Genomic DNA, 18,799 nt, shown 5'->3' on the forward strand with positions numbered 1-18,799 from the left:
GAGGACAGATGCCATGACCGATCAAAGCGCCGCAGACCTGCTGCAGAAGGCCACAGAATGGTGGTCGACCGACATCATCGACATGAAACCGGGCGTGATCCGCTTCCGCGGCTTTCCGATCGAGCAGTTGATCGGCCGGGTGTCGTTTCCGCAGATGATATGGCTGATGCTGAAGGGCGATCTGCCGAGCCCTGAGCAAGGCGCGCTGCTGGAGGCCGCACTCGTTTCCGCCGTGGACCACGGCCCGCAGGCACCATCGATCGCGATCGGGCGGATGGCCGTGACCTGCGGGCTTCCCCTGAACGGCGCGATGGCCTCGGCCGTCAACGTGCTGGACGACATTCACGGTGGTGCCGGCGAGCAATGCATGGAGCTGTATGCAGACATCACGAAGCGCCAGGATGCGGGCGTCGCGCTGAGATCGGCCGTTGAACAGGGTCTCGACGCCTTCATCGCCGAGCACGGAAAAATCGTGCCGGGATTCGGACACCGCTTCCACCCGGTCGATCCCCGCTCGCCCCGGCTGCTCGAACTCGTGGACACCGCCCGGAAGAATGGTGTCGTGTCCGGCCGCTTCGCCGCGATCGGCCGCAGCGTCGAGGAGGTGATGCAGCAGCGCAAGGGCCGCAAGATTCCGATGAACATCGATGGCGCCACCGCCGTGATCTATTCGGAGTTGGGTTTCGCGCCCGCACTGGGGCGCGGCCTGTTCATTCTCTCGCGCTCGGTCGGCATCCTCGCACATGCCTGGGAACAGTCGCAGCAAGGCGGCCGGATCAAGGGCCCGATGCCGCGAGGCATCCCCTATCGCTACACCGGGCCGGCTCCGCGGGATTTCACTAAGTGAGCAGCAACTATCTCGCCGTCAGGCCGGATTGGCTGGCACGCGGCGCCGAGGAAGCGCTCGAACCCGATCTGCCGATCATCGATGCCCATCATCATCTCTGGGACCGGCCGAACTGGAGATATCTGTTCGACGAATATCTCGCGGACGTCGCGGCAAGCGGCCACAATGTCACGGCCAGCGTCTTCGTGCAGTGCCAGGCGATGTACAGGGCAGACGGACCGGCCGCCATGCGCGTCGTCGGCGAGACCGAGTTCGTCAATGGCGTCGCGGCGATGAGCGCGAGCGGCCAATACGGTCCGCATCGCCTCTGCGCCGGCATCGTCGGCCATGCCGATCTGCGTCTCGGAGACGACGTGGCAGGTGTGCTGGAGGCCCACGTCGCCGCAGCTCCCGAGAGATTTCGCGGCATCCGGCACATCACCGTGTGGGACGCCGATCGCAACCTGATGAATCCGCTGAGTGCCGGCCCGCCGGGCCTGCTCGCCGATGGCGCGTTTCGCGCCGGGTTTGCGCGACTGGCACCGCTGGGGCTCGCGTTCGACGCGTGGCTGTTCCATCCGCAAATCCCTGAATTGACCGAGCTCGCGCGCGCCTTTCCGCAGACGAGGATCGTCCTCGATCATCTCGGCGGGATCGTGGGGATCGGACCCTACAAGGACCGGCGCGACGAGATCTTCGCAACATGGTCGCGCGCGATCCGCGAGCTCGCGGCTTGCGAGAATGCCTGCGTCAAGCTCGGCGGTCTCGGCATGCGGATCAACGGATTCGGTTCCGAGACGCGCGAGGTCCCGCCAAGTTCGGAAATCCTCGCCGCGGCCTGGCGGCCCTACATCGAAACTTGCATCGAGGCGTTCGGCGCGGGGCGCTGCATGTTCGAGAGCAATTTCCCGGTCGACAAGGGCTCGTATGGCTACGGAACGGTGTGGAACGCGTTCAAACGCCTGACGCGCGGTGCCAGCGAAAGCGACCGGACGAGCCTGTTCAGTGGGACTGCCGCACGCGTTTATGGGCTCGCTCGGTCCGGTTGACCACGATGGCCGGCATGGCCGCAGCATCATCCGTCATGCCCGGCAGCGTCACCTGTTCGAGGAAGTCGCGGCCCTTGGCCTTGAGCAGGCCGACCACCCGCTGCGCCGCCGGAGAAAGATAGCCATCGCGGCGGGTGACGAAGCCGAGCGGCCGACGCATCGTCGTGGTGTCGATCATCAAGCGGTCGAGCTGGCTACCCAACCGAAGCGGATGAAGGTTTCGCGTCGAGGTGAAGCTGAGCAGCGCGGTGTCGGCGATCAGCTTGGGCAATGTCGTGATCGAGTTGGTTTCGATCTGGACCATGGGCGGCGGCAGGCCATGCGCCTCGAAGACGTTGTCGAGCCACTGACGCATCGCGACGGTGCGGGCCGGCAGCACCCATTTCGAGGCGACCAGATCCTGGATGGTGAGCCGCTGGCCGCAGAGCGGATGGTCCTTGGCGGCGACGACGACGACGTCGTCCATGCCGAAGGCCTCGTGAGCGAACTCCTGCTCGTCGGAGGGCAGGATCGGGCCGATCGCGAGGTCGAGGATGCGCTCTCGCAGCGCCGCACGGACCACGCCGCTCATCCCGATCTGCACCTCGATCGCAAGGCCCGGCGCGTCCGCGATGATGGCGCGGCAGATCTGCGGCAATAAATACTCGCCCATCGTCGCGCCGCAGCCGATGCCGACACGACCGGCGGTGCCGGCGGCGAAGTCCGTGACCTCGCGCAACGATTCCTCCATCGCCTCGCGCATGCGCCGCGCACGTGCCAACAGCACCTCGCCGACACGCGTCAGGGTGATCCCCCGCCCCGTCCGCTCGAACAGATCGGCGCCCACCGCTTCCTCGAGCCGCTGGATGCATTTGGTCAGCGCGGGCTGTGTGCGGCCGAGCTTGTCGGCAGCCCGCCCCATATGGCCGAGATCGGCAATCACCTCGAAATAGGTGAGGTCGCGAAGGTCCACTTCTTCCTCCCGGTTATCGATTCCAAAACATTAGCGATTGGACCATCGTCCGTTCGGTCTGGCATGTCTGAACCTAACACAGCCGGGCCTCCTGGGGGGAACTGGCCAAAACCACAGGGAGGATCGGCGCATGACCGAGATTACGGCGAACGGATCGTTCGCAGAACGCAGTCCGGATGCAAGGCTGCTCGCAAGCGCCATTTCCAAGAACACCTGGCGCCTCGTTCCGCTGCTGGGCCTCGCCTATCTCTTCAACTATCTCGATCGCACCAGTGTCGGCTTTGCTGCGTTGCAAATGAACAAGGATATCGGCCTCAGCGCCACGCAGTTCGGCTGGGGCGCCGGCATCCTGTTCTTCAGCTACTGCCTGCTGGAAGTTCCCAGCAACATGATGATGTACAGGTTCGGCGCGCGGCGATGGCTCGCCCGCATCATGATCACGTGGGGCCTTGCCGCGGCGGCGACCGCGTTCGCGACAGGCCCATACAGCTTCTACCTGATCCGCTTCCTGCTCGGCGTGTTCGAAGCCGGCTTCTTCCCGGGCGTGATCTGGTACATCTCGATCTGGTTTCCGGCAAAGCATCGCACCAGCGTGCTGGCCCTGTTCATGGCGGCAACGCCGCTCTCCTCGCTGCTCGGCGGTCCGATCTCGGCGGCGCTGCTCGGGATGGATGGCTTCTGGGGGCTCGCCGGCTGGCAATGGATGTTTCTGGTCGAAGGCCTCCCGGCCTGCCTGCTCGGGCTTCTATGCCTCGTTGTGCTCGCCGACACGCCCGAGCAGGCCCGATGGCTCACGGCGGAGGAGCGGCACGCGCTCGTCTCCGCACTGGCCGAGGACAAGCACGACAAGCCCAGGAAAGATTTGTGGGCCGCCATGAAGGATACGCGGGTGCAGATGCTCACCGCGATCACCTTCGCCTTCACGATCGGGTCCTATGGCATCGGCATCTGGCTGCCGTTGATCCTGAAGGGCCACGGCCTGACCAACATGGAAGTCGGCTGGCTCTCGGCAATTCCCTACCTGTTCGCGACGATGGGCATGCTGCTGTGGGCGCGTGTCGTCGACCGGAAAGGGCAGAAGATCTACAATCTCATGGCCGCGCTGATCCTTGGCGCGCTCGGCCTTGCGCTCTCCGTCGTCTTCACCTCGCTGATTCCGGCACTCGCCTGCCTGACGCTGGCGCTGATCGGCACGATCTCGGCACGGACGGTGTTCTACACGATCCCGCAGGGCTTCCTGACCGGTGCCGCAGCGGCTGGCGGCATCGCCTTCATCAACTCGGTGGGTGCATTCGGCGGTTTCGTGGGACCCTACATGGTCGGCTTCCTGAAAGACACGACGGGCTCCTTCAACGCCGGCATGATCGGGATGGCCGTGATCCTGGTCGTCGCCACCGGCATTGCCGGTGCGCTCAAACTCGTGACCCAAAGGATGTGAGCGCGGCGACGCGCGCTCAGCCCTTCGAGACGACCGCGCGGCCGTAAGGCGGCTGGCTGATGACCGGCGGATTGGCGGTCTGGGCGGCAAGCTCGCCGATCAGGCGGTCGGCGTCGGCGGCCATGCCGTCGGGGGCCTGGATCACCAGGCGCTCCAGCGCCCAGCGATAGGAGGAGACGCGCTGCTCCAGGCACTGCTGCACCCACTGCACGATCAGCGAGTTCTCCTGCATGCGCGCGACCGCATCGTCCTTCTCTCGCGGCGAGAGCGCGGAGACGCGCGCCATGCTGGCATCGCGCTTCCTGTCGAGATCGATGACGCGGATCGCGGACGCGAAGAACGGCTCGAAGCGGGTGATGTCGTTGCGGACGTCCTCGATCAGCTGCGCATAGCGCGAAGAATGCGAGCGGTGCGGCTCGTCGATCAGCGTGCGGCCGTACATGGTGCGGTCGAACACGATCTTCTGCCGCCACGGAGACGGCAGCGCCTTGTAGTCGCCGAACACGCTCTTCCAGGCCGGACGCGACAGCGGCGGCTCGATCGTGGGATAGGCGAGGTCGCGGAGCTGGCGCTCCTCGTCGGTGAGCTGGAATTGCGAGGCCTTCAGGCCGAGGCTGCCGGTGGCTTCCCTGCCGAGCCAGGCATGCATGTCGTCGCTGCGCATGTCGGCACGGGTGCGGCCGAAATCTCCGCCGCTGCAGGCGCCCAGCGTCGCAGCCAGCAGCGCGAGCAGGAGGGCCGATACGACAGGCCGGATATGGCGGATGCGGTCCGGCATTGCAAAGGCCCGGCCGTCAGCGACGGCGACGGCGGCGTCCCGGCGCTGTGCCCTGCTCCGGTCCGCGATCGCCGCTGGTTTCGTCCGCTTCGCGCTCGATACGGATGACGGGAAGGATCAGAATCGTTCCCATGTCCGCGCGCGGCGTCACGTCCCCCGACGAGCCTACCCGGCGACCGGCCGGAAATTCGATGATGGTCCCCATGTCAGCTCTCTCAATTGCCGCGCGATCAAATACACCCCTGCAACATGGCGCTCATTAAGATCAGTTCATGGTTAACGGGGTGTAAACGAGGCCCCTGGACCGTAACCGCACGGGCGACTCCACGCCGTCCCGTTGCGGCACGACAACGCTTTGAATTGAAGGGTTTGCTTCACGCCTCGTTTTCCTTAACGAGCCTTTAAAGGAACCTGCGCTAGGCTCGCCTCCAAGTATCTTTCCCGAGTTGCGTACGCCTCCATGACCAAGTCGCTGTTTCCCGGATTCGACGGGCTGATGACCCTCTCCCGTCGCGAAGGCGTCGATGTGCGGCCGACGCTGCTGCGCGTCCTGACCGACCTCTATGTCCAGACGCGCGTCCACAGCGACGACGAGCAGCGCCAGTTCGTCGAGCTTGCGACACGGCTGATCGACCAGGTCGACGATGCGACGCGCGCGGCCGTCAAGGCGAAGCTCGCGATCTATCCGCAGACGCCGGTGCCGATCCTGCAGAAGCTCGGGCTGGTCGCGGCCCAGGAAGGCCGCCGGGTTCCGCTCGCACGCGAGATCCCCGCGCCGCCGGTCGCCCCCGCCCCGGCCCGCACGCCGACCGACGCGGAGCTGCGGATGGCCGCGAACATGGCGATGCAGCCGAAGGACGCCGCCGAAATCCACGACATGTTCTTCCGCGCCGCCGCCTCCGAGCGCGCGCTGATCCTGCACAATCTGGCGCAGACGCCGCTGAAGGCGGCGCCGCGGATTCCGACCGTGCGCGCCAAGCGCGCGATCCAGATCCTGGAGATGGCGGCGATCGCCGGCGACGTCGAGAGCTTCACCCTCGAGCTCGGCGACAGCCTGATCCTGCCCTCGCGCGTCGCGGCGCAGATCGTCGACGATGCCGGCGGCGAGGCGCTCGCGGTCGCTGCGCGCGCGCTCGACATGCCGAGCCCGAACTTCCAGCGCATCCTCTTGTTCTTCAAGCCGGCGATCGGCACCTCCGTGAACGAGGTATACCGGCTGTCGCGGCTCTACGATCGCCTCGACGACCGCTCGGCGCTGGTGATGCTGGCCGCCTGGCGCGGCTCGACGCTCGCGGTGACGCGGGCCAAATATCAATCGTCGCTGCACGACGGCGAACGCCAGCGCGCCCGTGCCGGCGCGAGCCAGACGCGTCCGGGCGCGCAGCCGGGCTCCGCGCCCGGGGTGAAGACCGGTACCGGCGGGTCGTCGGAGCGGTAGAGCGTCGCCCCCACTGAGTAAGGGGTGCGCACGCTCCAATCCCGTCATTGCGAGGAGTTCTTGCGACGAAGCAATCCAGAATCCCTCCGCGGAGAGACTCTGGATTGCTTCGCTATGCTCGCAATGACGGAGGTTAAGTCTTCGCCAGCTCGAGAAAATGCCGCCCCGCGCGGTCTTCGGTCTCGACGATCCAGGCATCCGGATCGAAGCGGAGCTCCTTGGTCAGCCGCTCCTCGATGGTGTTTTCCGGCAGAGGCTGCTGCGCCACCGGAACGAAGAAGCGGTCGACCGGGCGGCCGTCGTCATAAGAGGTCTGCGGCGCCGGCACGTAGAGCATCGCATGCCCGTCGAGCAGCGACACCTTCACGAACACCGCGCCCGCCTCCTCGGCACCGCGGCGGCGCACCGCGCCGAACACGCCCTCGGTCTGACAGCGGCGCAGGTAAGCGGCGACCCAGATATTTGATTTCAAACGCATGAATCGGACGATAAGCCAGTGCAAGGCGCGCCGCCAGTCCGGCTTATGCGTGTTACGCCTTGCGGGTGCCGGATCCGCCCTCGATCTGGCGGGCGACGAGGTATGACAGCGGCACTGCGAGTGCAAATCCCGAGGCCACGGCATAGGGGATGTTCTTGATCGCCTCCGCGGCCAGGCTCGGCACCATCAGCACCACGATCAGACTGACACCCGCCAGCGTGGTGCCCAGCATGATCCAGACGAGAATCGAGACCTTGAACATGATGACCTCTCTTCCTTGATGAGGATGAGAGATGATCTTCCCTGATGCCGCCGCCCGTCATTGATCCCGGACAAATCGCGCGGGCGCATGGCTGGCGTGCTCCTGGCGGGTGTCGCGCGGACGATTGATCCGCGTCAAGGAAGACTGCAGGTGCGCCTATTCGACGGGATGGCCGATCACGGCGGCGAGTTCGCGCAGCAGGCGGTCGGAGACCTGGCCGGTGACGGGCATCCTGTGCTCGCGCTCGAATTTCTGGATCGCGGATTGGGTATCCCCGCCCATCGTGCCCGTGATCTTCAGATTGCCATAGCCGTATTCGGACAACGCGCGCTGCACGCCGGCGATGCGCCGCGCGGCCGGGTTCTGCTGCGGGATTGGCGCCGGCGGACGGATCGCGGACGGCGGCGTCGAGGTCGTCGCCTTGACCAGATTGGTCATGGGATCGTTGCCTGCACGCGGCGTCGATGCGGTCGCCTCGACCGGCTTCTCCCCGGGCTTCTCGGCGGCGCGCTCGGCAGGCTTGGGCTCGACGCGAAACTCGGTCGCCTTCGGCTCGAGCGGCGAAGTATCGGCGCCGACGGGGCGCGGACGCGGCATGGGATTGGACAGCGGCACCGACGAGGGCGCGGGAAGATTGATCACGGTGCCGAACATCGGCGCCGGATGGCGACCGGTCTGCAGGAACAGCGCATTGGCGACGATCGCGCCGATGGCGGCGACGGCCACGAGGCCGGCCAGCGTGTCCTTGGGGCTGTGCAACAGCACGCGCATCACGAGATTGCGCTCGGTCTCGACGTCGATGACCGCAGCCTTGGCGCCACCCTTGGCACCACGGCGGCGCGGGGCAGCTTCGTCGTTGGCAGACTTCTTAGGCACTTTTCTTCACCGGAGCGGGTTGGTCGTGAAGTTGATCCTGGAGTTCCTGGCGCGGCACCGGCGTCAATGTCGCGACCTTGCTCTCAGCCGTCTTGCCATCGAAGGGTTTGGCTTGCGGCGGCGTGTAGACGAGCGGCAGCTTGACGGTGACGGCGGTGCCCTCCCCCAGTCTGCTTTGTACTGTCATTTCGCCGAGATGCAACGCCACGAGACTCTTGACGATGGAGAGCCCGAGGCCGGTGCCTTCGTGACGGCGCTGGTAGGTCTTGCCGGCCTGGAAGAACGGCGCGCCGATGCGCTTGAGGTCGTCGGGTGCGATGCCGACGCCGGTGTCGCTGATGCGCAGCGTGAGCTGCGAGGCCGACACAGAGGCCGTCACGGAGACCTGACCGCCGCGCTCGGTGAACTTGATGGCGTTGGCGACGAGGTTGAGCACGATCTGCTTGAACGCCCTGGGATCGCCGGTCATGACCGGCAGGTCCTGCGGCGCATCGGTAACGAGATCGACGCCGTTCTCCCGCGCCTTCAGCGCCAGCAGATTGCAGCAATGCAGCAGCGAGGCGCGCGGCGCGAACGGCTCGGAGGCGATCTCGAAATTGCCCGATTCCATCTTGGACATGTCGAGGATGCCGTTGACGACCGAGAGCAGGTGCTGGCCGGAATCGTTGATGAGCTGGGCATATTCCTTGCGCTGGCTAGCGCCCAGCATCAGGGTCTGCTCCTGCGCGATCATCTCGGAGAAGCCGATGATGGCATTGAGCGGCGTGCGCAGCTCGTGGCTCATGGTGGCGAGGAAGCGCGTCTTGGCCGCATCGGCGGCTTCCGCCGCGCTGCGGGCCTGGTCGAGCGCCTGCTCGGACAGCTTGCGATCGGTGATGTCGCGCATCACGGCGACGACCTCGGCCTCGCGGGAGGGATCGCGGCCGAGATCCTGGTCGAGCGGCCGGCAGCGCATCTCCACCCAGATGAAGTCGATCTGGCCGCGTTCCGAGCCGGCAGGCTCGCGCCGTAACCGGAACTCGACGCTGCGCACGTCGCCGCGCGCGGCATCGGACAGCGCCGTGAGATAGGCGGGACGATCGGCGACATGGACGCGGTCGAACAGGCCGTGGCCGTGCAGCTGCGTCACCGACATGCCGAGCATGGCCTCGACGGCCGGCGAGATGAACTGCACCGCGCCGTTGCGCTGATGCCGCGAGATGACGTCGCTCATGTTGCGCGCGAGCAGGCGATAACGCTCCTCCTCGCGCGACAGCAGCGCGACGCTGGTGCGCGCGAGCGATTCCGCGCCGAAGGCAAGGCCCGCAGCATAAAGAGTGGCCGAGGCCACGCCGAAGGCCATCAGCACGCCGCGCTCGGCAGTGCTGGGCTCCTCCACCGGCAGCCAGCCGAACTGGCTGACCAGGATCAGCATGCCGGCGCAGGACAGCGCGAGCAGCGAGGCAAAGGCAGCGACGCGGCGCGAGGCCGACAGCGCCGCTTCAAGCGGCACCACGACCAGCCAGACCGCGGCGAATGAAGCGATGCCGCCGGTGGTGATTGCGACCGCCATGATCAGGCCGGCGAGCGCCAGCGACGACAGCACATGGGCGCCTTCATAGCGGCCGGTGCGCGACAGGAACCAGGACAGCATGATCGGCGCGATCAGCCAGGCAAAGGCCGCGACCTCGACCGCGCTCGGCGCGCCACGCATGGCAAGATAAACAGGAAATGCGGCGAACGCTGCCAGGCTGCCGAGCAGCCGCGGCGCCATGAAGGCACGATGGCGCGCTCGCGTCAGCGCATCGTAACGCGCGGAGGGATGCAGCAGCGCATCGAGACAATCGCGGATGATACTCAAAACTGTCACGGGTCTCGCGCTTCGGCTCAATCGTCTTTAGAAGACGCGCCGGGAACGCCTCCTTGTCGTTGAGCCACCGTGTCAGAGCGACCTTAAACGAGTGCTAAGGCGGCGCGGCAAGCAGCCGGACACCATGTCGTCGCGACGCTTTTTAGACGATTTGACGACGTCTTCGGCGAGGATGGTGAACACAGGGTTTCACCGTCCTCCGCATGGTTTCGAATTGGTGGATGCACGGGCCCCGGAAGGCCACGGGCCCCTCGCATCAATGGAAAATTTACGAGACCGCGCCTTGCAAAGATTTTTGCGTAAATTTTCCGCGAATTAAGCTCAAGGCAATCACTTGCGATTTATCGAGAGTTGCTAGGTCCGAACTCTTCGCGGAGATCGCCGCGGCGGGATCTAACATACAGGTCGACAAGGATGCGCTTTCTGCTCCGCATCACATTCTGGCTCGGGCTGGTGCTGGTGCTCCTGCCGCGGGACAAGACGCCCGAATCGGACAAGCTGCCGCAGATCGGCGCTGCCGACGCGGTGCAGGCTGCGACCGCGGCCGTCTCCGACATGACCCAGTTCTGCAAGCGCCAGCCGGCGGCCTGCGAGGTCGGCGGCCAGGCCGCGACCATCATCGGCCAGCGCGCCCAGGACGGCGCGAAGAAGCTCTACCAGATCATCAACGACAAGAAAGAGCAGATCACCAACGAGAAGAACGACGGCGGCAAGCCCGACACCAAGAAGGCGCCCGACCACACCGGCTCGATCGCGATGGCCGGCGAAGGCGACGCAGCCGCTGGCGAGGCGCCGCGCGACACCCTGAGCCAGGACGACCTCGCGCTGGAATGGCGCGGCCCGCAGCCTGCGAATTAGGCCTCAAATCCTATCGATTTCGGGACTTCGCATCCCTATATTGGCCTCAAAGGGGAACCCTAGGCCAACATGACGACGATCGACGAAATCAGGGACAATTTCGAGCTTCTGGACGAGTGGGACGACCGCTACCGGTACGTCATCGAGCTCGGCCGCACCCTGGAACCGATGCCGGAGGCCGAGCACTCCGCCGAGAACAAGGTCAACGGCTGCGTCAGCCAGGTCTGGCTGCAGAAGATGGTCGACCGCGACGGCGGTGCGCCGATCCTGAAATATCGCGGCGACAGCGACGCCCATATCGTGCGCGGGCTGGTTGCGATCGTGCTCGCGCTCTATTCGGGCCGCACGCCGCAGCACATCCTCGAGACCGACGCGATCGCCGTGTTCAACGAGTTCGGCTTCCGCGATCATCTGACGCCGCAGCGCTCTAACGGGCTGCGCTCGATGGTCGAGCGCATCAAGACCGATGCGAAAGAGGCGCTGGCGGAAGCGTCCTAGACTCTGACCACTCAACAAGAATTCGTGGGCACGGCGCTGCGCGCCTTTGCCCACCCTACGGGATCTCGAACTGGGCTACTTCCCCTTCTTCCGCTGCTGCTGCCCTAGCCCCATCTGCTTGGCGAGTTGCGAGCGGGCCACCGCGTAGTTGGGCGCGACCATGGGATAGTCGGCCGGCAGGCCCCATTTCTCGCGATACTGCTCCGGCGTCATGTTGTACTGGGTGCGCAGATGGCGCTTCAGCGACTTGAAGCGCTTGCCGTCTTCGAGGCAGACCAGATAGTCGGGCGCGATCGACTTCTTCAGCGACACCGCAGGCTTTGCCGGTTCGAGCGGCGCTGCCTCGGTGCGGCCCGTGGAGACACGCACCAGCGCGCCGTGAACCTGGCTGATCAGGTTCGGAATCTCGGCGGCCGGCGTCGGGTTGTTGCCGAGATAGGCCGACACGATGCTCGCCGTCAGCTCGATGAAATTCTTAGCCCCGGCATCCGACATGGGCCGCCCCTTCCCTGGACCTTGCGCCGCCTGGGATTGACGACGCCAAAGTATTTCCTGTCAACAATACGTTCGGCAAAAATGCGACGACTGGCGAATATGAACTGAGGACTGACCAAACAACAAGAACGGCCGCGCTTTACTTGGCAGCGGCAGATGTCATGACCGCTGGTCGAGATGCGCGCGCAACTCGTCGATCGAGGCAAAGCGCATCATGCCTTCCGGCATCTGGGCTTCGATCGAGCCATCGGAATAGAGCGAATAGGCCATGCCGTCGACGATGCCGGACTTGAGCACCGTGACGGAGGGCTGCTCGGGCGCAGGCTCCGGCTCGGGTGCAGGCGGTGGCGGCGGGGCAGCCTCGGTGAAGGTCGAGGGCGAGCGCGGCGGAGGCGGCGGACGGCGAGCGGCAGCCGGCGGTTCCGGCGGGCGCATCCGGTCCGGCTTCGGCCAGGCGTCGTCGAAGCTCGCGGGCGGCGCGTCCGCCGCGGCAGGTGCGGCGGGCTCTGCCGGCAACGGCGAGCCCTCTGAGGCCTTGGCCTCCGCACGCTCGCGCTCCTTGCGCGAGGTCGAGGCGAACATCAGGTTACGCCGGCGCGGCGCTTCGGGCGTTGCGGGCGGCGGGGGAGGTTGAGGTTCCGCCGGCGGCTCGGCGCGCGGACGGTCGCGCATGGGGATCTCGCCTTGCCATGGCGGGGCCGCAGCCGGCGATGGCGGAGCGGCCGGCTCGGCCCGCATGGCGGGGGGCGCCGGCTCGGGCGCGACTGCGCCCGGCACCGCGAGGCCCGGCAGCACGGGCCTGACCCGAACCTCGGACGGCGCGACGGAGCCGGCCAGACGGCGCGCGATGCCCTTCAGCTCCGCGATCACGACGTAGAGGCCGGCCAGTAACATTCCGGAGCAGACGCCAATGGTGCCGGAGATTATGAGGGTGCTGCCGAGACTGAATTCCCTGACGGAAAAGCCAAACGCGACCGCAAGGAGGCCCGCCACGACGGCGACGATGCCCGCGATCAACAATGCCAAGGTCATCGAACCCACCCCAGGCCGCGCATCCACACGCGACATCCTCTAACTCTACGCCACGATACCGTCATACTGTGTTCCTCGCCAACGGCGAATTGTTGGCAGCGTTCCTAAAGAGAGAGAAATCAGGGACTTATTCACATTCCCTTCAGCTACGGATCGCTACTGCTAGTCTGCTCCCGGTTGCAAGGAATTGCTGCGTCGCATCAGGAATTTAGCCATAATGCCCAATTACTTGGTAATGGAACTGCGCTATACGGAGTCCGGGGAAATGGCCCGCGCGCGCCAGCTGGGCCAAGAGGGGATTCCGGGTCACCAATAGCCATGACATCCATCACGACTTCGGCGATCGACACGCCTCTGCGGCGCTCGGTCGAGCGGACTTGCGACGATCTCGCCATGCTGGTGCTGGCCGCGGTCGCCGTGATCGCGGGCTTGACCTTCCGCGACTACGGACTTGGCTGGGACGATTACACCCACGCTGAATATGCCGACCTGCTGTTGCGCATGTTCGGTTCCGGTTTCAAGGACACCGCGGCGCTCTCCTTCGCCAACCTCTATATGTATGGCGGCGGCTTCGACATGGTCGCCGCATTGCTGCACAAGGTCATTCCGCTCGAGCTGTTCGAGACGCGCCGCCTGGTCGGCGCCATCGTCGGCGTCATCGGGCTTGCGGTGACGTGGCGGCTCGGCCGCCGCATCGGCGGGCCCCTTGCCGGCCTCGCCGCGCTCCTGCTGCTCGCGCTGTGTCCGATCTTCTACGGCCACATGTTCATGAACCCGAAGGATGCACCCTTCGCGGTCGCCATGATCATCCTCATGCTCGGCCTCGTCCGGCTCGCCGAGGAATATCCGCAGCCCTCGCCGCGCACGATCCTGATCGTCGGCCTGGGTGCCGGCCTCGCGCTCGGCACGCGCATTCTCGGCGGCCTTTCGCTGGTCTACGCGATGATCGGCTTCATCCCGCTGTTCCTGGAGGAGCTTCGCACCGAAGGGCTGCGCGAGTCGGTCCGGCGCTTCGCACATGTCGTGTACGTGCTGCTGCCCGGTCTCGTGTTCGGCTACCTCTTGATGGGCCTGATCTGGCCGTGGTCGATCATGGAGCCCGGCAATCCCTTCGAGGCGCTGACCTACTTCTCGCACTTCTTCGAGAAGCCGTGGAAGGAGATGTTCGACGGCGCGATCGTGTCGGTGCCTGACATGCCCTGGTCGTATCTGCCGACGCTGTTCGCGCTGCAGCTGCCCGAGGTGATGCTGGTGTTGATGGGCGGCGCCGTGGTCAGCACCTTCGCGATGCTGCCGCGCGGCGACGTTCCGGCCCGCCGCAAGACCATCCTGCTGATGCTGACGCTGGCCGCGACCCTGCCGCTCGCGATCGCCATGGTAAAGCGTCCGGCGCTCTATAACGGCATCCGCCACTTCGTCTTCGTGATCCCGCCGATGGCGGTGCTCGGCGGCGTCGCCTTCGCCTGGACCATGGAGCGCCTGCGCGCCAACCACCGCACCTGGCAGCCGGTGGTGCTCGCGACCTTCTGCTTCGGCCTCGCGCTCTCGCTCGCCGAGATGATCCGGCTGCATCCCTATCAATACACCCACTTCAACCACATCGCCGGCACCGTGCGCGGCGCCGACGACCGCTTCATGCTGGACTATTGGGGCCTCGCACTGAAGCAGGCGTCCGACGAGCTGCGTGAGCAGCTGGTCGAGCGCCAGGAAGTGCCGCCGGCCAACCGCAAGTGGAAGGTCGCGGTGTGCGGTCCGCAGCGGCCGGCGCAGGTGGCGCTCGGGCCCGACTTCACCATCGGCTGGGATTCCAACGCGGCCGACTTCGCCATGACGCTCGGCGAGTTCTACTGCAAGGGCCTCACCGCGCCCGTGATGGTCGAGATCAAGCGCGACGACGTCGTGTTCGCCCGCGTCTACGACATCCGCGGTCGCGGCATTTCCAGCCTGCTGTCGATCCCGGCGCCGTAAGATTTTTCTCCCACGGTTCCGAATTTCGGGACGATCTCGTAGCCCGGATGCGCGCAGCGACATCCGGGGGCATTATCGCTTGCGCCTTCGCTCTCCGAGCTACGGCGGACAAGCATGCCGGCCACGCTGAACTGCCGCGCTTCCAGCGCCTTGCCGCCGCACCAGACCGCGTCTACGCTCCCTCTCCGCAACAACGAGGTTCGGAGAGATCACCATGTCACCAGCAGAAGCGCGCCTGAAGGAAGTGCCGTCGAACATGACGGAGGCGGAGTGGCAGCAACGGGTCAATCTGGCCGCCTGTTATCGTCTCGTCGCGCTCTATGGCTGGGACGACCTGGTCGACACCCACATCTCCGCGCGCGTACCCGGCCCCGACCATCACTTCCTGATCAATCCCTACGGGCTGATGTTCGACGAGATCACGGCCTCCAGCCTCGTCAAGGTCGACCTGCACGGCAACCAGCTCACCGAGAGCGAGTACAGCATCAACCCGGCCGGCTTCACCATCCATTCGGCGATCCACGAGGTGCGCGAGGACGCGATCTGCGTGCTGCATCTCCACACCCTCGACGGCACCGCGGTGTCGAGCAGCGCCGAAGGCCTGCTGCCGCTGAACCAGACCGCCCAGCTCGTCACCCACGATCTTGCCTATCACGACTATGAAGGCATCGCGCTCGACCACGACGAGCGGCCGCGGCTGCAGAAGGACCTCGGCGACCACAACCACATGCTCCTGCGCAACCACGGCACGCTGACGGTCGGCCGCTCGGTCGCCTCCGCCTTCGAGCGCATGTACCATCTCGAACGCGCCTGTTCGATGCAGGTGCGTACCCGCGCGCTGGGCACGCCGGTCTATCCGGTCGAGGAGATCGCCATCGAGAAGAACACCGAGCTGCTCGCCAACCGCGACCGCGCCGAGCTGCGCGCGACGAACCTCGTCTGGCCGCCGCTGCTGCGCAAGCTCGATCGCGAGCTGCCGGGCTACCGGTCTTGAGATTTTCACGAGTTTGGTGTAGGGTAGCCGTCAACTAACCTCTACGCCTTTTGGAATGAAACGCCGCCCAATTCCGGGCGGCGTTTTTGTTTTGGTCTCCGCCGTCATTGCGAGGAGCTCTTGCGACGAAGCAATCCAGACTGCTTCCGCGGAGGGATTTCTGGATTGCTTCGCTTCGCTCGCAATGACGGATGGAGGTCTCGTAGGGTGGGCAAAGCGAAGCGTGCCCACGTTCTTCGTAATCATGGAGAGCTGGTGGGCACGGCGCTACGCGCCTTTGCCCACCCTACGGCACTGTGGCTACTTCACTTCTGCGAGCGCGGCGAGGATCCTTGCCCACGAGCGGATGCCCTTCTGGAAGCTCCTCAAATCGTACTTCTCGTTCGGCGAGTGGATGTTGTCGTCGTCGAGGCCGAAGCCGACCAGCAGCGAGTCCAGGCCCAGCGTGCGCTTGAAGTCGGCGACGATCGGGATCGAGGCGCCCGAGCCCATCAGCACGGTCTCCTTGCCCCATTCCTCCGTCAGCGCCTTGCTGGCGGCGGCGAGCGGCTTCATGTTCCAGTCGAGCGCGACAGCGGGCGCGGAGGAGTGGTCGCCGAACTCGACCTTGCAATCGCCGGGAATGCGGGCCGTCACGTAGTCGCGGAAGGCCTTGCGGATCTTCGCGGGGTCCTGCCCCTCGACCAGGCGGAACGAGACCTTGGCGGACGCATGCGAGGGGATCACCGTCTTGGAGCCTTCGCCGATATAGCCGCCCCAGATGCCGTTGACGTCGCAGGTCGGACGCGAGGAGGCCTGCTCGATCAGCAGGCGCCCCTTTTCACCTGCCGGGATCGACAGCCCGATCGGCTTCAGGAACATCTCCGGCGTCAGGTTGAGCTTCTTCCACTGCTCGAGGATATCTGGCGGCAAATCCTTCACGCCGTCGTAGAAGCCGGGGATGGTGATGCGATTGTCGTCGTCGAACAGGCCGCCGAGAATCTTGGTGAGCACCCGGATCGGGTTCATCGCACTGCCGCCGAACACGCCGGAATGCAGATCGCGATTGGCGGCGGTGATCTTGAGCTCTTCATAGAGCAGGCCGCGCAGCGAGGTCGTGATCGCCGGCGTGTTGCGGTCCCACATGCCGGTGTCGCAGACCAGCACGTAGTCGGCCTTGAACTCGTTCTTGTTGGCCTCGATGAACGGCACGAAATTCTTCGAGCCGACCTCCTCCTCGCCTTCGATCAGGAAAGTGATGTCGATCGGCAGCGAGCCCGTCACCTTCTTCCAGGCGCGGCACGCTTCGACGAAGGTCATGACCTGGCCCTTGTCGTCCTCGGCGCCGCGCGCGACGATAATCTTGCGCCCGTCGGCGTGGTCGGTGACCACGGGCTCGAACGGCGGACGGTGCCAGAGATTTTCCGGATCGACCGGCTGGACGTCGTAATGGCCGTAGAAGATCACATGCGGGCGTCCGCCTGCGGCGGTCTTGCCGACGATGGCGGGATGGCCGGCGGTCGGCCGCACTTCGGTGGCGACGCCGAGGCTTGCAATGTCCCTGGCGAGATGGTCGGCCGCCGCCTTGCAGTCATTGGCAAAGGCCGGATCCGCGGAGATCGACTTGATACGCAGCAGCGCGAACAGGCGCTCCAGGCTGTTGTCGAAGTCCTTGTCGATGTGATCGAGCACGGATTGAAGCTGGGCATTGGCCATGGCCGGATTCCTGACTTTTGAGTCCTAGGGTGGTTGGGGTTGTAACGCCGCTGCGGCGCTGGAGCCAGCCGCAACCGAGGGATGGCGGATGTGCCATGCAAGCGCACCCGCCAGAATCGCGGTGGCGAGAAGGTTATTGCCCCAGGCCTGGATGACGTTCGGAAACGGCGGCAGCGACAGCAGCATGAGAATGCCGGCGGCGGCGAGCGCAAGCCAGGTTCCCAGCCGCACATTGACCCGCTCGTCGAAGGCGGCGCGATGCATCAGCACCGTCATCGGGAAGAACAGCCACATGAAGTAGTATTGCCGCGCGAGCGGCGATGCCACCGTCATCAGGCAGAACAGGATGCCGAGCTCCTCGGCATCCGAGCGCGCCGTCCGCCGTCGTTGCGACGGCATGACCGCAACGAAACCGAGCCCGAGCAGCACCGAGACGGCTAGCACGATCAGGTTCGCCGTCTTGTAGTCGACGTCGATGACATTCATCGTGCGAGGCGGCTTGTCGGGATCTTCCTGATTGTAGTTGATCGGCCGGACCAGGCGATGCGTGACCGCAATGATGGACTGGTTGACCCACGACCAGTTCTGCTCCTCGCGTTGGCCAAAGCCCTTTTCCGAGCTCGAGCCGACCATGCCCTGATACCAGGTCTTGATCTCGGCCGCGTTGCGCTCGAAACCGCGGATCGGCGCCGGCACGACATAGAGAAGAATACCGGTGAAGACGACCGTCGCGGCGGCTGTGGCCCACTTCCTCCGCCAGACCAGATACGGCAGCACCGCGATCGGAAACACCTTGATGGCGGTGGCGAGCGCGAACATGAACCCTGCGAGCCAGGAGCGCTGATGCTGCAAGCACCAGAAGCCGTAGAGCATCATCGCCAACAGGACGAGATTGGGCTGGCCGAGGTCGAACATGTCGAACACGAAGGTCACGGTGACGAAAGCCGGCAGCGCCTCCAGCCAGGGGCCGGGCTTGCGGCCCGAGCCGGTCATGACGTTGGAGAGAATCCCGGTGTACCACCACGCCATCGCATTCAGCACCGACAGCACGATGTAGAGCGGGACCTTGCCGAACCAGCTCGGGATCGCGAGCAGGATCGCCGGCAGCGGCGGATAGATGAATTCGAACTTGTAGCCGAAGTCGCTGGGATAGAGGTCCCCGCCATGCAGCACCTGCTGCCCGGCCCAATACCACAGCGCATAGTCCTTGGTCTTGCCGTGGCCGAAGATCTCGGGGACGAGAACGTCGGCGGTCAGGATGAGACAGCAGAGCAGGAAAAGCAGGTCCAGCGGCGCACGCAACGAGGGGCGTC

19 protein-coding genes are annotated in these 18,799 nt (G+C 65.5%); 8 read left to right on the forward strand and 11 right to left on the reverse strand.

The features are described 5' to 3' along the window. Positions 1–13 precede the first annotated feature (13 nt). On the forward strand, positions 14–847 hold the full coding sequence (locus A7X65_RS26690) for a citryl-CoA lyase (protein WP_063690897.1): 834 nt from the start codon (positions 14–16) through the stop codon (positions 845–847). Next, positions 844–1,875, forward strand: coding sequence for an amidohydrolase family protein (locus A7X65_RS26695; RefSeq protein ID WP_063690899.1), 1,032 nt, complete (start codon positions 844–846; stop codon positions 1,873–1,875). Before A7X65_RS26690 ends, A7X65_RS26695 begins: the two co-directional genes overlap by 4 nt. On the opposite strand, the gene A7X65_RS26700 is transcribed toward A7X65_RS26695, so the two are convergent. Then, a complete protein-coding gene (locus A7X65_RS26700) occupies positions 1,829–2,827 on the reverse strand; it encodes a LysR family transcriptional regulator (protein WP_082885082.1) in 999 nt (332 codons plus the stop codon). The two genes, A7X65_RS26695 and A7X65_RS26700, sit on opposite strands and share 47 nt — an antisense overlap. A gap of 130 nt (positions 2,828–2,957) precedes the next feature. Between A7X65_RS26700 and A7X65_RS26705 the strand changes: the two genes are divergently transcribed. Then, positions 2,958–4,265, forward strand: a complete 1,308-nt coding sequence (locus tag A7X65_RS26705) for an MFS transporter (protein WP_063690901.1) — start codon at positions 2,958–2,960, stop codon at positions 4,263–4,265. 16 nt (positions 4,266–4,281) lie between these two features. Here A7X65_RS26705 and A7X65_RS26710 read toward each other — a convergent pair whose 3' ends face one another. Both A7X65_RS26710 and A7X65_RS26715 read right to left on the reverse strand, forming a co-directional pair. Then, the gene (locus tag A7X65_RS26710) at positions 4,282–5,043 is read right to left on the reverse strand and encodes a hypothetical protein (RefSeq protein WP_063690903.1); all 762 of its coding nucleotides are present in this window, start codon (positions 5,041–5,043) and stop codon (positions 4,282–4,284) included. A 16-nt stretch (positions 5,044–5,059) separates the two neighbouring features. Next, positions 5,060–5,248: a hypothetical protein gene (locus tag A7X65_RS26715; RefSeq protein ID WP_063690905.1), complete on the reverse strand. Its 189-nt coding sequence runs from the start codon at positions 5,246–5,248 to the stop codon at positions 5,060–5,062. 255 nt (positions 5,249–5,503) lie between these two features. Here A7X65_RS26715 and A7X65_RS26720 point away from each other — a divergent pair, with 255 nt between their 5' ends. After that, a complete protein-coding gene (locus tag A7X65_RS26720; RefSeq protein WP_063690907.1) occupies positions 5,504–6,481 on the forward strand; it encodes a DUF2336 domain-containing protein in 978 nt (325 codons plus the stop codon). Between the two features lie 133 nt (positions 6,482–6,614). Here the strand turns inward: A7X65_RS26720 and A7X65_RS26725 are convergent, their stop codons facing one another. The 4 genes from A7X65_RS26725 to A7X65_RS26740 all read right to left on the reverse strand — a co-directional run bounded on the left by A7X65_RS26725 (position 6,615) and on the right by A7X65_RS26740 (position 9,946). After that, positions 6,615–6,959, reverse strand: coding sequence for a DUF1491 family protein (locus A7X65_RS26725; RefSeq protein WP_063690909.1), 345 nt, complete (start codon positions 6,957–6,959; stop codon positions 6,615–6,617). A gap of 52 nt (positions 6,960–7,011) precedes the next feature. Then, entirely contained in the window at positions 7,012–7,221 is a 210-nt protein-coding gene (locus A7X65_RS26730; protein WP_063690911.1) for a hypothetical protein, read from the reverse strand. Between the two features lie 156 nt (positions 7,222–7,377). Continuing rightward, on the reverse strand, positions 7,378–8,097 hold the full coding sequence (locus A7X65_RS26735) for a peptidoglycan-binding domain-containing protein (protein WP_063690913.1): 720 nt from the start codon (positions 8,095–8,097) through the stop codon (positions 7,378–7,380). After that, entirely contained in the window at positions 8,090–9,946 is a 1,857-nt protein-coding gene (locus A7X65_RS26740; protein ID WP_063690915.1) for a PAS domain-containing sensor histidine kinase, read from the reverse strand. The genes A7X65_RS26735 and A7X65_RS26740 overlap by 8 nt, the downstream gene beginning before the upstream one ends. 414 nt (positions 9,947–10,360) lie before the next feature. Between A7X65_RS26740 and A7X65_RS26745 the strand changes: the two genes are divergently transcribed. Together A7X65_RS26745 and A7X65_RS26750 are read left to right on the forward strand one after the other, a co-directional pair. Continuing rightward, on the forward strand, positions 10,361–10,804 hold the full coding sequence (locus A7X65_RS26745; RefSeq protein ID WP_063690917.1) for a DUF5330 domain-containing protein: 444 nt from the start codon (positions 10,361–10,363) through the stop codon (positions 10,802–10,804). 69 nt (positions 10,805–10,873) lie between these two features. Next, entirely contained in the window at positions 10,874–11,302 is a 429-nt protein-coding gene (locus A7X65_RS26750) for a SufE family protein (protein ID WP_063690919.1), read from the forward strand. Between the two features lie 75 nt (positions 11,303–11,377). Here A7X65_RS26750 and A7X65_RS26755 read toward each other — a convergent pair whose 3' ends face one another. Both A7X65_RS26755 and A7X65_RS26760 read right to left on the reverse strand, forming a co-directional pair. Then, positions 11,378–11,797, reverse strand: coding sequence for a Ros/MucR family transcriptional regulator (locus A7X65_RS26755; protein ID WP_063690921.1), 420 nt, complete (start codon positions 11,795–11,797; stop codon positions 11,378–11,380). Positions 11,798–11,956: 159 nt separating this feature from the next. Next, positions 11,957–12,829 (reverse strand): hypothetical protein, encoded by an 873-nt coding sequence (locus tag A7X65_RS26760; RefSeq protein WP_063690923.1) that lies wholly within the window; start codon positions 12,827–12,829, stop codon positions 11,957–11,959. 318 nt (positions 12,830–13,147) lie between these two features. Here A7X65_RS26760 and A7X65_RS26765 point away from each other — a divergent pair, with 318 nt between their 5' ends. Next, positions 13,148–14,797 (forward strand): glycosyltransferase family 39 protein, encoded by a 1,650-nt coding sequence (locus A7X65_RS26765; RefSeq protein ID WP_063690925.1) that lies wholly within the window; start codon positions 13,148–13,150, stop codon positions 14,795–14,797. A gap of 214 nt (positions 14,798–15,011) precedes the next feature. Further along, positions 15,012–15,791, forward strand: coding sequence for a class II aldolase/adducin family protein (locus A7X65_RS26770; RefSeq protein WP_063690927.1), 780 nt, complete (start codon positions 15,012–15,014; stop codon positions 15,789–15,791). 300 nt (positions 15,792–16,091) lie between these two features. On the opposite strand, the gene A7X65_RS26775 is transcribed toward A7X65_RS26770, so the two are convergent. Further along, positions 16,092–17,486, reverse strand: a complete 1,395-nt coding sequence (locus tag A7X65_RS26775) for a M20/M25/M40 family metallo-hydrolase (RefSeq protein WP_063690929.1) — start codon at positions 17,484–17,486, stop codon at positions 16,092–16,094. 24 nt (positions 17,487–17,510) lie between these two features. Beyond that, positions 17,511–18,788 (reverse strand): glycosyltransferase family 87 protein, encoded by a 1,278-nt coding sequence (locus A7X65_RS26780; protein WP_245323910.1) that lies wholly within the window; start codon positions 18,786–18,788, stop codon positions 17,511–17,513. Between the last annotated feature and the right edge of the window lie 11 nt (positions 18,789–18,799).

Origin of the sequence: Bradyrhizobium stylosanthis, assembly GCF_001641335.1 — a bacterium.
Classification (GTDB): domain Bacteria; phylum Pseudomonadota; class Alphaproteobacteria; order Rhizobiales; family Xanthobacteraceae; genus Bradyrhizobium; species Bradyrhizobium stylosanthis.

Bases quoted from the DNA above. Each gene is read 5' to 3' on its own strand.
- A7X65_RS26690 (WP_063690897.1), top strand. From the start codon at position 14: ATGACCGATCAAAGCGCCGCAGACCTGCTGCAGAAGGCCACAGAATGG.
- A7X65_RS26705 (WP_063690901.1), top strand. From the start codon at position 2,958: ATGACCGAGATTACGGCGAACGGATCGTTCGCAGAACGCAGTCCGGAT.
- A7X65_RS26710 (WP_063690903.1), bottom strand. From the start codon at position 5,043: ATGCCGGACCGCATCCGCCATATCCGGCCTGTCGTATCGGCCCTCCTG.
- A7X65_RS26715 (WP_063690905.1), bottom strand. From the start codon at position 5,248: ATGGGGACCATCATCGAATTTCCGGCCGGTCGCCGGGTAGGCTCGTCG.
- A7X65_RS26720 (WP_063690907.1), top strand. From the start codon at position 5,504: ATGACCAAGTCGCTGTTTCCCGGATTCGACGGGCTGATGACCCTCTCC.
- A7X65_RS26725 (WP_063690909.1), bottom strand. From the start codon at position 6,959: ATGCGTTTGAAATCAAATATCTGGGTCGCCGCTTACCTGCGCCGCTGT.
- A7X65_RS26730 (WP_063690911.1), bottom strand. From the start codon at position 7,221: ATGTTCAAGGTCTCGATTCTCGTCTGGATCATGCTGGGCACCACGCTG.
- A7X65_RS26745 (WP_063690917.1), top strand. From the start codon at position 10,361: ATGCGCTTTCTGCTCCGCATCACATTCTGGCTCGGGCTGGTGCTGGTG.
- A7X65_RS26750 (WP_063690919.1), top strand. From the start codon at position 10,874: ATGACGACGATCGACGAAATCAGGGACAATTTCGAGCTTCTGGACGAG.
- A7X65_RS26755 (WP_063690921.1), bottom strand. From the start codon at position 11,797: ATGTCGGATGCCGGGGCTAAGAATTTCATCGAGCTGACGGCGAGCATC.
- A7X65_RS26760 (WP_063690923.1), bottom strand. From the start codon at position 12,829: ATGACCTTGGCATTGTTGATCGCGGGCATCGTCGCCGTCGTGGCGGGC.
- A7X65_RS26765 (WP_063690925.1), top strand. From the start codon at position 13,148: ATGACATCCATCACGACTTCGGCGATCGACACGCCTCTGCGGCGCTCG.
- A7X65_RS26770 (WP_063690927.1), top strand. From the start codon at position 15,012: ATGTCACCAGCAGAAGCGCGCCTGAAGGAAGTGCCGTCGAACATGACG.
- A7X65_RS26775 (WP_063690929.1), bottom strand. From the start codon at position 17,486: ATGGCCAATGCCCAGCTTCAATCCGTGCTCGATCACATCGACAAGGAC.